This is a genomic window from Gordonia otitidis (genome assembly GCF_020735545.1).
GTDB lineage: Bacteria > Actinomycetota > Actinomycetes > Mycobacteriales > Mycobacteriaceae > Gordonia > Gordonia otitidis.
In genome coordinates, this window is the sequence record NZ_CP085974.1 from 687,194 (window position 1) to 701,112 (window position 13,919).

Below are 13,919 nucleotides of genomic sequence, written 5' to 3' on the forward strand. Positions count from 1 at the left end.
GGGAGAGTGCGCGGCGGGCTCTTCCCCTACTTTCCGCACCCGCGCCGGACCCCAGTGTCCGACACTGCCAGCCGGAGCTGAAAGTAGCGGAAGAGCCCGCGGCCGAGCCCTTCCCCCACTTTTCGAGGCTCCCCCTAGAAACAACCCGCGGAAAGCACCAGAACCAGCGGAAAAGTCCGACGGCCCGACCCAGCCCCCTCATCCCCGACACCGCCCACCCCCCCCCCGAAACTAGGGGAAGAGTGCGCAGCCGGGTTCCTCCCCTACTTCTCGACGCTCCCCGCCGGGGTGGAAGTAGGGGAAGAGTGCGCGGCCGGATTCTTCCCCTACTTCTCGACGCTCCCCCTAGAAACAACCCACGGAAAGCACCAGAACCAGCGGAAGAGTTCTTTCCCCTACTTTCCGCACCGCGCCGGACCCCTCCCCCGACTTTCCGCACCGCACGGGACCCCCTCCCCGACTTCCTGCACCGGCACCAGACCCCCCGCTTTCCGCGACCCGGCCAGGCGCCCGGCCCGGCACCGGCCACCCGATGAGCACGCGGCCCTCCACTCTGCCATTGATCAGTGTTACGGTTACACCATTCAATGTCATCGTCGGAGGAGGCTCCTGTGTCGGTAGAGGTCGTCGACAACTCGACACCGCAGATCAGCAAGCTCGACCGTGGCACGGACGAGGTGTCGGCACGCCTCGTCGACTCGGCGGCGCGCTCGTCACGGAACGCCCTGGTTGAGATCGACTGGGACGCACCCCTGGACCCGACGCTCTACGGGTGCAGCCCGGAGTGGTCGACGCTGTACGGCACCGACTACTGGAACGAGATGAGTGAGGAGCAGCGCATCCGCCTCACCCGGCACGAGACGGCTTCGGTGATGTCGATCGGTATCTGGTTCGAGATGCTGCTGCAGCAACTCGTGCTCCGTGACCAGTACCTCGCCGACCGCCACCGCCCCGAGTACTGGTTCGCGATGACCGAGATCGCCGACGAGTGCAGGCATTCGCTGATGTTCGCCAGGGCGTCGCAGAAGCTGTGCGGAACGTCGTACGTGCCCCATCCCCGAATTGGCAAGGCGGCGAAGGTGTTCGCGGCAACCACCGGCGGCGAGATCGCGTACGGCGGCATTCTCGCGGCCGAGGAGATCCTCGACGTGTTCCAGCGCGGGTGTACGCGCGACGAACGCGTCCTACCCTTCATCCGGACGGTCAACGAGATCCATGTGCTCGAGGAATCCCGCCACATGCGGTTCGCGCGTGAACAGATTCGGGAGTCGATGGCCGATGTCGGACCGATACGACGACATGCCAGCGCCTCCTACACCGCCCTCGCGGCGTCGTACATCTTCACGAGCCTGGTACGTCCGCAGGCCTACGCCGACGCCGGGCTCGACAAGTACCGGGCGGTGTCGGAGATGCGTCGAAACCATCACTTCCAGGCGATGGTCCGCACGAGTTGCGCACACCTGATGGCCTTTCTCGACGAGGTCGGTCTACTGACGCCGGCCGCCGCGTCGATCTACCGCAAGGTACACATGCTCTGATACGCCACCCGACCGCTGCCGTCGTCGGCAGCGAGGAGATCACCATCCAGGCGACTCGCCACGTCGATACACTCAAGTCCGGCACCAGATCACTCGACGTGACGACGGAACGGGGAAGTCGCTGACCATGAGCGCCAGATTGTCGCGGCTGACGCACAGGTTCTGGTTCATCCCCATGATCCTCTGCATCACTGCGGTGTTGCTCGCTCAGGGGTTGATCTCACTGGACCGCGCCATCGGTGACACGCGTCTGGGCACCTGGGGCACCTTGTTCTATCACGTGGGCGCCAGTGGCAGTCGCGACATCCTCGGCGCGATCGCCGGCTCGATCCTCGGCGTCGCGGCCACCTCGTTCTCGATCACCATCTCTGTCCTGGCCACGGCCAGTTCCACCTACGGACCTCGGCTGGTCCGAAACTTCATGAACGACAGAGGCAACCAGTTCGTCCTCGGCCTCTTCGGCGCCACGTTCCTCTACGCGCTCCTCGTGCTCCGGTCGATCCGCGACGAGACGGTGACCGAAGGACAGTTCGTCCCGAATCTCGCCGTGAACCTCGCGGTCATCCTCGCTGTCGCGGACGTCGCGGTACTCGTGTACTTCATCAATCACATCGCGACGTCGATCCAGGTGTCCACGTTGTCGGCGCGAGTGCGCACCGAACTCGACGACGTCGTCGACAACCTGTATCCCGAGCACCAACCGCACAACGCACGTGCAGCGACCGGTCTCGGCGATACAGCCGACGAGGTGCCCAGCGTTGACTCGGGTTTCATACTCGACATCGACGAGGACGCCTTGCTGCAGATCGCGCGTCGTCACGACTGTCTGATCGAAGTAATCGTCAGGCCCGGTGACCATATCGTCGCCGGCGAGACCCTGGTGCGTATCCACCACGCATCGGCCTCAGACGACATCGATTCGGAAGTGTGCCGTGCGGTCAGTTTCGGCAATACCCGGACACCGGTGCACGACATCCAGTTCGCGGTGCAGCAACTGGTGGAGATGGCCGTTCGCGCCCTCTCCCCCGGCACGAACGATCCCTACACGGCGCACAATGCATTCAGCGAGTTGGCCGTCGGGATGGTTCCGCTCGTACGACGCAAGCAACAGCGCCCCGGGCGCGTCGACCGCGACGGAAACCTCCGCCTTGTCGTCACGCGTATTCAGACAACAGAGCTGGTCGACGACATCTTCACAGCTGTCCGCATCTATGCCCTGGAGGCGCCTGTGGCCATGAGGGCAGCGATCCTGCTGGCGCGCCGCATCGGTGTCGCAGCAGTCGAGCCCGACGTCCGAGACGCAGTGCTTCATCATCTGGACCTCATCGAGAGCGCGGAGCGTGCCTCCGACGGGGATCCGGTGGCCGCGGACTTCTGCTGTCGCGAGATCATGACAGCTCGGACCGCGATCCTCGCCGCATGAGTGCGACTCACCAATCTGCGATCATGGCGTGAATGACCGTGACCACCGGCTCGATCCCCGAATGGCTGACGGTGTGCAGTTGGGTCGCCATCGGACTCGGCCTGGTCTGCGCGCTGGTGTTGGCCGTCGACATCACTCGTCACCCACAGCCGATGGCAGTCATGAATCTGGTCTGGCCGATCTGCGCGCTGTTCGGCTCGGTGATCTGGGTGGCCGCCTACGTGGCATGGGGAAGGGCTGCACCGAGAAACACGTCGCCCTCTACCTCGACCGGTGACGACACCGAGATGGACATGACGACGGGTCGGGCACCGACACCACGTCCCATGGCGAGTTCGGTTTTCGTGGGGACCAGCCACTGCGGCGCCGGTTGCACCCTGGCCGATCTCGTCGTCGAATGGCTGTTGTTCGCTGTGCCCGGCATCGCCGTTGTCGGCGGGCTCGGCCGGGCATTCTCCGACGAACTGTTCGCCGGCTGGGTGCTGGCCTATGTTGCCGCGCTGGTGATCGGCATCGCGTTCCAGTACTTCGCGATCGCGCCGATGAACAGCGATCGCGGTCGCCTGCGGAATCTCCGTGCGGCCGCACGTGCCGACATCCTGTCGCTGACGGCGTGGCAGGTCGGGATGTACGGCGCGATGGCCATCGCGCAGTTGGTCGTGTTCCCGGCCTGGTTGGGCGGACCGGTCGCGATCGACACCGCAGTGTTCTGGGCAGTCATGCAACTGGCCATGCTCGCGGGATTCGTCACCGCGTTTCCGGTCAACTGGTGGCTGATCAGCACAGGCGTGAAGGAACGCATGTGACTCTCCGAGCTCAGGATGGGCGTCTACTCACGCCCCGCCCCGGCGGAACGCCATACGACAGGCCTGGACCTCGTGGATCTGTTCTTCCGTCAGCGGCGGAGTCTGCAGCGGACCGCTCGGCGGAGCGGCGTGAATCGCGTCGAGCAGCAACTGCAGGTAGCGACGCCATGTGCCAGGAACCGTTGCCTCGGTGATCTCCGCGTACGCCGACACCATGGAGAAAATGGAGAACAGATCGGTCTGCACCACGTCGGGGCGCAGCACACCGGCGGCGTGAGCGCGGTCGAACACCTCGCGCATCCGTTCGGTCATCCGGGCCTTCACCGTCGCAATGGCCGGATCGGTGTGGTCGATCTGCATGATGATCGCGGCGAGACCTCTGTCCTCGGCCATGGCGGTGCACACCGTCGTCACCATCGTCACGACTGCGGTCCACGGGTCGCCGTCGTCGGCGAGTACGTCCTCGGTCTGCTCGGCCACCTGCTCGAGGTGCGCCGCGAACACACCGACGACGAGTTCGTCTCGATTGGCGAAGCGCCGGTACACAGTCCCGACTCCCACCCCGGCAGCGGCGGCGACGTCGTCGAGCGAGACGTCGAGACCACGCTCGGCGAACAACTCGTGAGCAGCGGCGATGATTCGACGTCGGTTCCGCTCGGCGTCGGCCCGAAGAGGTCGTACGGCGTCTGCGCCTGTTCCCGCTCGAGTGGTCATCGTCACATTCTCTCAACCGGAGGAATCATCTCCGGATTTACTTCGTTGGCATCCTCGTAAACGGAGGAGACTTCTCCACTATTCCGCACCGGAGGACTGATGACCACAACTTACGACACGGCCGGCGGATTGTCGGCACACGGGGAGTCTCGAGAAGAACGCCATCATCGTCTGCGGTGGGTGGTGCTCGGTGTGCTCGGTCTCGCACAGCTGATGGTCGTGCTCGACGCAACCATCGTGAACATCGCACTCCCGCATGCGCAGGAATCGCTCGGCTTCGGTGACGCCGACCGGCAATGGATCGTCACCGCCTACTCGCTTGCATTCGGCAGTCTGCTGCTTCTCGGTGGCCGTCTGTCCGACCTCCTCGGCCGCAGGGCCACGTTCATCGCCGGCTTGATCGGCTTCGCCGTCATGTCCGCGATCGGTGGCGCAGCGGTCAATTTCGACATGCTGGTGGTCGCACGAGCAGGTCAAGGAATTTTCGGCGCCCTACTGGCGCCCGCCGCGTTGTCCCTGCTCACCACCACGTTCACCGATCCGGCCGAACGCGGTAAGGCCTTCGGCATCTTCGGTGCCATCGCTGGTGGTGGCGGTGCCCTGGGACTCCTGTTGGGCGGCATGCTCACCGAGTGGGCCGACTGGCGCTGGTGCCTGTATGTGAACCTCGTGATCGCGGCGATCGCACTGGTCGGAGCAGTGCTGTTCATCGGTGCCCACAAGTCGGAGCACCGCCCCAAGCTGGACCTTCCCGGGGTGATCACGGTGTCGATCGCGCTGTTCTCCATCGTCTACGGCTTCTCCAACGCCGAGACGAACGGCTGGGCGGACTGGGCCACCCTCACGTGGCTCGCCGTCGGGGTCGTGCTGCTCGCCGCATTCGTGTGGTGGCAATCGCGCACCCCACACGCGCTGTTGCCGCTACGGGTCATCACCCACCGCACCCGCGGCGGGTCATACCTTGCGGTGTTCATCGTGGGTATCGGAATGTTCGGCATCTTCCTGTTCCTGACCTACTACCTGCAGGTCAACCTGCACTTCACCCCCATCAAGACCGGACTCGCATTCCTTCCGATGATCGCCATGCTGATCGTCACCGCGACGACGGCGACCGGTGTGTTGCTGCCTCGGTTCGGTCCTCGCTGGCTGATGGCAGGCGGCATGCTGATCGCCGCACTGGGCATGGTGCTGCTCACCCAACTGACCGACACCAGTACGTACGCGGCGCACGTCTTGCCCGCGCTGCTGATCATGGGCGTCGGACTCGGCGCGTCGATGGCTCCGGCCATGCAGGGAGCGGTTTCGGGCGTCCTGCCCGAGGACGCGGGTGTCGCGTCGGCAACGGTCAACACCATGCAGCAGGTCGGCGGTTCCGTCGGTACCGCGCTGCTGAGCACAATTGCCGCCAGCGCCGCAGCGTCGTACGCGACATCGCACGCGGGGCAGGTCGCCAATCCGATGGCACTGCAGCAACTCGCCGCGGTGCACTCCTACACCACGGCCTTCTGGGTCGCGGCCGCCGTGTTCGCCGCAGGAGCGGTGATCTCGGCGCTCCTCATTCCGAACGGCACACTCCCCGTCACCGAGGGCGACGAGGCGCCGGCGATGGCGCACTGATCACACGGCCGCAGACGGGTACGGCCCGGCCACCGATGAACTCGGTGACCGGGCCGTATGTCGTCCGATCAGGTCAGGCGTGTGCCTCATCCCGGTGCGGGAGTACCCACTCCGGACGCGGCCAGTGGCATGTATAGCCGTTCGGATACCGCAGTAGGTAGTCCTGGTGCTCTGGCTCGGCCTCCCAGAACGGGCCCGCGGGCTCGATCGTCGTGACCGCCTTGCCGGGCCACAGCCCCGACGCGTCGACGTCGGCGATCGTGTCACGCGCGACGCGCTCCTGCTCGGGTGACTGAGGGAAGATCGCCGACCGGTAACTCGTACCGACGTCGTTGCCCTGCCGGTTCTTCGTAGACGGATCGTGAATCTGAAAGAAGAACGAGAGGATGTTCCGGTAGGTCGTCTGCGTCGGATCGAATACGATCTCGACGGCCTCGGCATGTCCCGGGTGGTTTCGATACGTGGGGTGGTCGTTGTCGCCACCGGTATAACCGACGCGGGTCGAGACCACTCCTGGCTGACGTCGGATCAAATCCTCGACACCCCAGAAGCATCCGCCCGCGAGTACCGCGGTTTCGGTGCCGGGTTGCGAGGTGACGCGTCCGTCGTCGTTGCTTCCACTGGTCATGATGCGTTCTCCTGCCTGTTGTCTACATGGTCGGTGGTCTCGAACAGGTGCCGGAACTCGCCGTATCCCTGCTCGTCGAGCTCGTCGGCGGGGATGAATCGCAGCGATGCCGAGTTCATGCAGTACCTGCGTCCGCCTTCCGCGCGCGGACCGTCGTCGAAGACATGCCCGAGGTGGCTGTCGGCATACGCCGAGCGCACCTCGGTGCGCTTCATCCACAGCGTTCGGTCGGTGCGCGTCGAAACGGCGTCGTCGCTGATGGGGCGGGTGAAGCTGGGCCAACCCGTTCCGCTGTCGTACTTGTCGAGCGACGTGAACAGCGGCTCGCCGGAGACGACGTCGACGTAGATACCGGGCTGATGGTTGTCCCAGTACTCGTTGTGGAACGCGGGCTCGGTTCCCTCCTGCTGAGTGACGCGGTACTGGTCGGGCGTCAGGCGCTCGAGCGCCTCGGTGGTCTTGCGGTAGTCGTGGGACATTTCTCCTCCTTGCCACCGCTGGCTGCGGTGTCACATACAAGAACAGCGGCGTCGTCGAATTTGGTCCCGTGAGTCTGTGAATCCGGTGAGAGTCGATAAGCCCTCCACCCGAGCGTAGCGTCGGGACATGGCAGACAACTCGCTCGATCCCACGGTTCCCCCGTCCGGCACAGGCTGCGTCGAGTGTCTCGCCGGCCCTGACGGCTGGTGGTTTCATCTACGACGCTGCGCCGCATGTGGACACGTAGGCTGCTGCGACAGCTCGCCCTCGCAGCATGCTTCCCACCACGCCTCCGACACCGGACACCCCTACATCCAGAGCTTCGAACCCGGCGAGGACTGGTTCTGGAGCTACCCCGACTCACAGTTCGCCGAAGGCCCGCAACTCGCGGAGCCGACCAGTCATCCGGCCGACCAGGCTGCCCCCGGGCCCGCCGACCGGGTGCCGTCGAACTGGCAGGACCTGCTGCACTGACCGATCGCGCGGTCAGGCCCGCGCAGGCGTCTCCGGTGGGATGGCGGCCAACAGCTTTCGCGTGTAGTCGCTTTCGGGCTCGTGCAAGATCTTCGACGCTTCGCCGTATTCGACGACTTTTCCGTTCTGCATGACCGCGACCGTGTCGCTGATCTGCTCGACGACAGCGAGGTCGTGTGCGATGAACAGGTACGTCAGGTTCCGTTCGCGCTGCAGGTCGGTGAGCAGATCGAGCACCGCGGACTGCACCGTCACGTCCAACGACGCGGTCGACTCGTCGAGGATCAGTAATTCAGGGTCCGAGGCGAGCGCTCGGGCAAGGCATACACGCTGACGCTGACCGCCGGACAGTTCATGCGGATAGCGGTCGAGGAAGTTGCTGTCGAGACTGACGTCGTCGAGCAGTTCGCCCGCGCGGCGTCGAAGAGCGTCTTTTCCAGATTCGAGCTTGTGCGCGCGTAGCGCCTCGGTGATCGACGAGGCCACCGTCATGCGTGGGTCGAGTGAGGCCCCCGGGTCCTGGAAGACCATCGCGACGCGTCGACGCAGCGCCTTCTCGTCTGCCCCGTGGACGCCGACTGCGTCGATCTCCTTGCCCTCGACCGACACACGGGCCGAGCCCCGGACCACCGTGCCGTGTCCGGTGGTCGTCAGCCCGGTCAGGACTCCGGCGATGGTCGACTTGCCCGATCCGGACTCGCCGACGATGCCGAGGGTGGTGCCGCGCATCACCTGCAGGTCGACGTCGCTGACCGCGTGGACGGTGTCGCGGCCGGTCGATGTCCGGACGGCGAAATCGACGCTGAGGTCGGAGATCGTCACGAGAGGTGTTGCGGCGTCGGCCTTGTCATCGGTCACTGCCGGATGGTCGCCGCGCTCGTCGACCTTCGACAGCAGTGGTCGGGAGGCGAGGAGCTCCCTGGTGTACTCGTGCTGCGGATCGGCGAATATGTCTGCGACGTTGCCCGTTTCGACAACAGTGCCCGCGCGGAGCACGACGACCCGGTCGGCGATGCGTCCGATGACACCGAGGTCGTGGCTGATCCACACCACCGCCATGCCGCGTTCGCGCTGCAGGCGTGCGACGAGGTCGATGATCTGTGCCTGCGTGGTCACATCGAGCGCGGTGGTCGCCTCGTCTGCGACGAGGATGTCGGGGTCGCACGACAGCGCGATCGCGATCATCACGCGCTGGCGTTGACCGCCGGAGAGCTGATGCGGATATGCGCGCAAACGGGTTTCGGGGTCGGGGAGGTTGACGTCCTGGAGCAGTCCGAGTGCACGCTCCCGGGCATCGGCATGACTGAGTCCGAGATGACGACGCGGCCCCTCGGTCAGCTGTTGCTCGATCGTGAGCAAGGGATTCAGACTCGACGACGGGTCCTGGAACACAAAACCCACACGCGCGCCGTGGATGGTTCGCAGGACAGCCTGCGACGCACCGATCACCTCTGTCGCGTCGATGCGCGACGACCCACTGATGTAGGAGCTCGGTGCGTGGAAGAGTCCGGTCGCCGAGAGCACCGACAACGACTTACCCGAACCGCTTTCGCCGACGATGCCGAGGGTTTCTCCCTTCGACACCGAAAAGTCGATGCCGTGCACTATCTCTCTCGGCCCCACACCGACGACGAGGTCGCTGACGTCGAGAACCCGTGCGGAGCTGCTGGATTCATCCGCACTGCGCGACGCCGGGTGAGGCCTGGTGGTCGTCTTCTCACTTCGGGGGCGTCGCGACTTTCCCCTGTTACGCAGAAGAGTTCGCTGCCGCGGGTCGAGGACGTCGCGAACACCGTCGCCGAGCAGGTTGAACGCGAACACCGTCACGAGGATCGCGAGACCGGGGAACACCCCCATCCACCAAGCGCTGGTGAGAAACCCCTGGGCGTCGTAGAGCATGCGTCCCCAGGACGGTTCCGGTGGCTGCACACCGAGACCGAGGAACGACAGCGCTGCCTCGGACAGGATCGCGAACGCCAACGAGATCGAGGTCTGGACCACCACGGGGCCCGAGATGTTCGGTAGCACATGGCCGAACAGGATGCGGGGCGTCGACACCCCCATGGTCCTGGCAGCCTGCACGAACTGCGTCTCCCGCACGCGAAGCGTGTCCGCTCTGGCGACACGGGCGAAGATCGGAATGTAGACGATGCCGATCGCAATGGTCGCCGAGTTCACGCCAGGCCCCAGAATAGCGACGATCGCCAGCGCGAGAAGCATCACGGGGAACGAGAACACGACGTCGATGACGCGCATCAACACGGTGTCGGTGACCCCGCCTGCGAATCCCGACACCATCCCGATGATGACACCGACCACGAGCGAGATGGCCACGGCGATCACCGCGACCCGCATACTCACCGCAGCGGCGAGGACAACCCGGGAGAAGACGTCGCGGCCGAGGTCGTCGGTGCCGAACAGATGTGAGAGGTTCGGCGCCTGTAGAGCGTTCGGAACGTCGATGTCGTTGGCGCCGTACGGGGCGATGAAGGAACCGAAGACGGCCAGGACGACCATCACGAGGATGACGACGATACCGACCACCGACGCCTTGTTGCGCAGCAGCAGTCGCCACGCCGAGTCGGTGTTGCCCGTACCCTGCTCGGTCGGCTCACCGGCGTCGGCCAGTGCGGTATCAACGGTGCGCTCGGGCTCGGGCAGATCAGTCATGACAACCGAATCCTCGGATCGATGACGGCGTAGAGGATGTCCACGATCAGATTGATGATGAGGAAGATCGCCGCGATGAGAAGGATCGCTCCCTGCAGCATCGGATAGTCGCGTGCGGCAACGGAGTCGTACACCAGTCGGCCGAGCCCTGGCCACGCGAAGACCACTTCGACGACGATCACGCCACCGAGAAGCCCGGCGAGTTGGATACCGGAGATCGTGAGCACCGGCACCAGGGCATTTCGACCGATGTGGGTCACAAGGATTCGCTTACGGGTGAGCCCCTTCGACTCGGCGGTGGTGATGTAGGGCGCGTTGGCGACTTCGAGCACCGCGGTGCGGACGTACCGCGTCATGATCGCTCCCGTCACCGCGCCCACGGTGATCGCGGGTAGCACGAGGTGCGAGATCCACGGCACGAATCCGTCTGCGGGCGAACGATACCCCGACGACGGAAGCCAGCCGAGGTAGGTGGAGAACAGTGCGATCAGCAGGATGCCCATCCAGAAGTCGGGCACCGAGATCCCGAACTGGGACACCACCCTGATGGTGTTGTCGGCGGTCCGACCTTCTCGCAGCGCCGCCCACGTCCCGAACGGGATGGCGATCACCAGTGCCACGAGGATGGCGGCGACGGCCAACGCGATCGTGGCGGGAAGTCGGTCGATCAACATGTGGGTGACAGGCTCGTTGTTGCGGAAGCTGACCCCGAGGTCACCGGTCGCTGCATTGCCCAGATAGTTGACGAGTTGGGTGAACAGTGGCTTGTCGAGGCCGGACGCGCTGCGTAGTGCCTCATAGGATTCCGGTGTGTAGCGGGTGCCCAGCGCGATCTTGACCGGGTCGCCCGGCACGATCTGCATGAGGAAGAACACCGCGATGGTCACACCGATCAGCACGAGGACGGTGTAGAGCAGACGGATCAGGATGAACCTGACCAGCGGCCAACCGAAGTCGCTCATGACTCACCTCCTCGGTCGAGCCGGGCGTCACGGAATCGGACGGCTTTGTCTGCTCGCACGGTGTAGTCGCGCACCGACGTCGAGAACGCCTGCGTTGTCGATGGGTTGTACAGGTACAGGTAGCTGACGTCGTCGGCGATCCGCGATGCGACGTCGGCATAGATCTGCTTACGCCTGCCGACGTCGAGTTCGGCTCGTCCGGCGTCGAGTAGCCGGTCCACTTCGGAATTGGAGTACTTCTGGGAATTCGACGTTCCGCCCGTGTGGTGCTGCGCGTAGTAGAAGTCGTCGGGATCGATGTTGCCGAGCCAACCCATCAACAGCGAATCGAATTGCCCGGCGGACTGGCGGTCGAGCCAGACACCGAAGTCGAGTTGCTCGATGGTCACCTTGATGCCGGCGTCGGCGAGATTCGACGCGATGACCTGTGCGGCCGTGATGGTTTCGGGGTACTCGGTGGAGACCATCAGCCCCATGGACAGCGACGAATGCCCTGCGTCGCGCAGCAGTGACCGCGACTTGTCCACCGCCGCAGCCCTGTCCAAGCCGGCCGTGAACCTGTCGTAGGGCGTGAACCACGGGCTGGTCTTGGGAATCGCCAATTGATTGGGTGTCGCGGTTCCATAGCCCACCACCTGCGCGATCGACTTCCGGTCGATCGCATACGCCACTGCCTGCCGCACCCGCCGATCGTCGAACGGCTTCCGCGCGAAGTTCATCGCCACATACCAGTAGTCGTTGGCGGTGACCGTGCCGACGGTGATCTCCTCCTCGCCGTCGAGGATGCGCAGCTGTTGGGCGGGTATCGCGTCCGTCCAGTCGACCTCACCCGAGCGCAGTGCCGAGACCGCGGTCGTTCCCTGTGAGATGAAGCTGAACGCGACACCGTCGACATGCGGACCCCCGGACCAGTGTCCCGGATTGGCCTTCAGCACAATCGACGTTGCGGGTGAGCGGGATTCGAACGAGAACGGCCCGGTGCCGATGGGTCGCGACAGGATCTGCCCCGACTCGACGTTGCGCTTGTTGACGATCGCGAGCCCCTTGAATCCGCCGATGCTGCTGAGCAGGTTGGGACTCGGCGCGTGCGTGGTGATCACGACGTGCGCGTCGTCCGGTGCCTCGATGCTCGCGACGCTGTCGAATCGCCACGACGCCGACAACTCTCCGTCGATGATCCGGCGGTACGAGTACACGACGTCCTGGGCGACGAACGGGTCGCCATTGTGCCACCGGACACCGGGGCGAAGCGTGAACGTCCATTGCGTCTCATCGGGATTGACCTGCCAACCCTGCGCAAGCGCGGGCACCATCTCCAACTTCTCGTTCGGCTCGACCAACGTGTCGAAAACGTTCTCGAGCACCTCGAAGGAGAAGTATGCGGAGGTCTTGTGCGGATCGAGTTGGTCGGGTTCACCCGCGATGGCGGCACGAATGGTGTTGGCGGAGCCTGCCAGACCCGAGCCCGACCCCGGTGCACAGGCGCTGAGTGCGGACACACCGACCACACCGACCCCTGCAGCTGCGGTCAGGGAGAAGAATCGTCGCCGGTTCAGCGGGATCGAGAGCGGCGACGATGCGCGCTGCTGGTCCTCATCGGCCATGGCGTCGTGACCCCTCCCGCGCCGCGGAGACGCTGCGATCCGTGGGATGGAGTCTGCCGCGCTTGCGGATGGTTCGCAAGCGTAAGGGGGTTCTCAGCGTGTCCCGACGCCGCACCTGGTTGCAAGACCCGGAGGCTTTCGGTGCCAGCGCTGGTCGAACTCGCCGAGAACCCCCAAGGGCCTCACTTCTTCTCGAGGTTCACCAGGAACTCGATGGTGCCGGTGTCCTGAACGTCGACGAATCCGAGTGACGGAGGCGTGACGCCGTAGTCGGTCCAGGTGACCGGTACCGATCCCTGCACGATCACCGACGCACCCGATCGCTGGATGTTGAGCGTCGTGGTGACGGTCTTCGACACTCCCTTGATCGTCATCTCGCCGGTGGCCTCGACGGCGCGCGGCTCCCCCGACTCCGGCACCGACGAAATATCGACGGGCTCAGACAGTTTCCACGTAGCCGTCGGGAATTTGTCGGTGTCCATGATCATCGAACTCCGGAAGCGGTTGTCGCGCATGGATTCGGGGCTGGTGATGGACGCGACGTCGACCGTGATGTCGGCGCTTTCGAGTTTCGACGCTGCCACCGTGGCCGAGCCGGTCACCGACGTGGTGCGACCGTTGACCGTAACCGGTTGCCCGCGCAGGGTTTCGTCGACGCGATAGCCCGCTTGGGTCCGTGTTGCCTCGGCGGATGGCCCGGGGACGATGGTCCACGTTCCGTCGACGCTCTCCGACGCCGCCTGGGTCGACGACGGGAGTGCCAGCTCGTCGTCGGCATCGCCCGCGATCCACTTGGAGTAGGCCCACGGCCCAGCAGCGACGACGACGATCACGAGCACCACCAACGTACCGAGACCCCACCAGAGATACTTTCGTTTCATCGGACCACCTCCGCGATCGAGGTCATACAGGTCCTGGCGCGGGGCGTCGTCGGAGGTGTCATGGATTTCACCTCACCATCGGTTTCTGATCTTTCCCTGAAAATTCGGACAAAACTCCGTTG

Annotated in this window: 12 protein-coding genes; 5 read left to right on the top strand and 7 right to left on the bottom strand. The window is 64.8% G+C overall.

The genetic code is table 11. The features are described from left to right. The first annotated feature begins 611 nt into the window (after positions 1–611). The 3 genes from LK459_RS03060 to LK459_RS03070 all read left to right on the top strand — a co-directional run bounded on the left by LK459_RS03060 (position 612) and on the right by LK459_RS03070 (position 3,767). On the top strand, positions 612–1,538 hold the full coding sequence (locus LK459_RS03060) for an AurF N-oxygenase family protein (protein ID WP_227921737.1): 927 nt from the start codon (positions 612–614) through the stop codon (positions 1,536–1,538). Between the two features lie 127 nt (positions 1,539–1,665). Then, the gene (locus tag LK459_RS03065; RefSeq protein WP_227921739.1) at positions 1,666–2,961 is read left to right on the top strand and encodes a DUF2254 domain-containing protein; all 1,296 of its coding nucleotides are present in this window, start codon (positions 1,666–1,668) and stop codon (positions 2,959–2,961) included. A gap of 32 nt (positions 2,962–2,993) precedes the next feature. Then, positions 2,994–3,767 (top strand): DUF4396 domain-containing protein, encoded by a 774-nt coding sequence (locus LK459_RS03070; protein ID WP_227921741.1) that lies wholly within the window; start codon positions 2,994–2,996, stop codon positions 3,765–3,767. Positions 3,768–3,794: 27 nt separating this feature from the next. On the opposite strand, the gene LK459_RS03075 is transcribed toward LK459_RS03070, so the two are convergent. After that, positions 3,795–4,481, bottom strand: coding sequence for a TetR/AcrR family transcriptional regulator (locus tag LK459_RS03075; protein WP_227921742.1), 687 nt, complete (start codon positions 4,479–4,481; stop codon positions 3,795–3,797). 99 nt (positions 4,482–4,580) lie between these two features. Between LK459_RS03075 and LK459_RS03080 the strand changes: the two genes are divergently transcribed. Next, positions 4,581–6,098 (top strand): DHA2 family efflux MFS transporter permease subunit, encoded by a 1,518-nt coding sequence (locus LK459_RS03080; RefSeq protein WP_227921744.1) that lies wholly within the window; start codon positions 4,581–4,583, stop codon positions 6,096–6,098. 73 nt (positions 6,099–6,171) lie between these two features. On the opposite strand, the gene msrA is transcribed toward LK459_RS03080, so the two are convergent. Continuing rightward, positions 6,172–6,726 carry a peptide-methionine (S)-S-oxide reductase MsrA gene (gene msrA, locus LK459_RS03085; RefSeq protein ID WP_227921748.1) on the bottom strand — a complete coding sequence of 185 codons (555 nt, stop codon included), beginning with the start codon at positions 6,724–6,726 and terminating at the stop codon, positions 6,172–6,174. Further along, on the bottom strand, positions 6,723–7,205 hold the full coding sequence (msrB, locus tag LK459_RS03090; protein WP_007238014.1) for a peptide-methionine (R)-S-oxide reductase MsrB: 483 nt from the start codon (positions 7,203–7,205) through the stop codon (positions 6,723–6,725). The genes msrA and msrB overlap by 4 nt, the downstream gene beginning before the upstream one ends. 127 nt (positions 7,206–7,332) lie before the next feature. On the opposite strand from msrB, the gene LK459_RS03095 reads away from it, so the two are divergent. Continuing rightward, entirely contained in the window at positions 7,333–7,680 is a 348-nt protein-coding gene (locus LK459_RS03095) for a UBP-type zinc finger domain-containing protein (protein WP_227921750.1), read from the top strand. 12 nt (positions 7,681–7,692) lie between these two features. On the opposite strand, the gene LK459_RS03100 is transcribed toward LK459_RS03095, so the two are convergent. The 4 genes from LK459_RS03100 to LK459_RS03115 form a co-directional block, all read right to left on the bottom strand. Further along, complete coding sequence (locus LK459_RS03100; RefSeq protein ID WP_227921751.1) at positions 7,693–10,350, bottom strand: ABC transporter ATP-binding protein/permease; 2,658 nt, start codon at positions 10,348–10,350, stop codon at positions 7,693–7,695. Next, entirely contained in the window at positions 10,347–11,312 is a 966-nt protein-coding gene (locus LK459_RS03105; RefSeq protein WP_007239534.1) for an ABC transporter permease, read from the bottom strand. Before LK459_RS03105 ends, LK459_RS03100 begins: the two co-directional genes overlap by 4 nt. Then, complete coding sequence (locus tag LK459_RS03110) at positions 11,309–12,916, bottom strand: ABC transporter substrate-binding protein (RefSeq protein WP_227921753.1); 1,608 nt, start codon at positions 12,914–12,916, stop codon at positions 11,309–11,311. The genes LK459_RS03105 and LK459_RS03110 overlap by 4 nt, the downstream gene beginning before the upstream one ends. Positions 12,917–13,098: 182 nt before the next feature. After that, positions 13,099–13,797, bottom strand: coding sequence for a YceI family protein (locus LK459_RS03115; protein ID WP_227921754.1), 699 nt, complete (start codon positions 13,795–13,797; stop codon positions 13,099–13,101). Positions 13,798–13,919 lie beyond the last annotated feature (122 nt).

What these genes read in the sequence shown, in the direction of transcription:
- LK459_RS03080 (WP_227921744.1), top strand. Translation starts at nt 4,581, where the DNA reads ATGACCACAACTTACGACACGGCCGGCGGATTGTCGGCACACGGGGAG.
- LK459_RS03095 (WP_227921750.1), top strand. Translation starts at nt 7,333, where the DNA reads ATGGCAGACAACTCGCTCGATCCCACGGTTCCCCCGTCCGGCACAGGC.
- LK459_RS03105 (WP_007239534.1), bottom strand. Translation starts at nt 11,312, where the DNA reads ATGAGCGACTTCGGTTGGCCGCTGGTCAGGTTCATCCTGATCCGTCTG.
- LK459_RS03110 (WP_227921753.1), bottom strand. Translation starts at nt 12,916, where the DNA reads ATGGCCGATGAGGACCAGCAGCGCGCATCGTCGCCGCTCTCGATCCCG.
- LK459_RS03065 (WP_227921739.1), top strand. Translation starts at nt 1,666, where the DNA reads ATGAGCGCCAGATTGTCGCGGCTGACGCACAGGTTCTGGTTCATCCCC.
- LK459_RS03070 (WP_227921741.1), top strand. Translation starts at nt 2,994, where the DNA reads ATGACCGTGACCACCGGCTCGATCCCCGAATGGCTGACGGTGTGCAGT.
- msrA (WP_227921748.1), bottom strand. Translation starts at nt 6,726, where the DNA reads ATGACCAGTGGAAGCAACGACGACGGACGCGTCACCTCGCAACCCGGC.
- LK459_RS03075 (WP_227921742.1), bottom strand. Translation starts at nt 4,481, where the DNA reads ATGACCACTCGAGCGGGAACAGGCGCAGACGCCGTACGACCTCTTCGG.
- LK459_RS03100 (WP_227921751.1), bottom strand. Translation starts at nt 10,350, where the DNA reads ATGACTGATCTGCCCGAGCCCGAGCGCACCGTTGATACCGCACTGGCC.
- LK459_RS03115 (WP_227921754.1), bottom strand. Translation starts at nt 13,797, where the DNA reads ATGAAACGAAAGTATCTCTGGTGGGGTCTCGGTACGTTGGTGGTGCTC.
- msrB (WP_007238014.1), bottom strand. Translation starts at nt 7,205, where the DNA reads ATGTCCCACGACTACCGCAAGACCACCGAGGCGCTCGAGCGCCTGACG.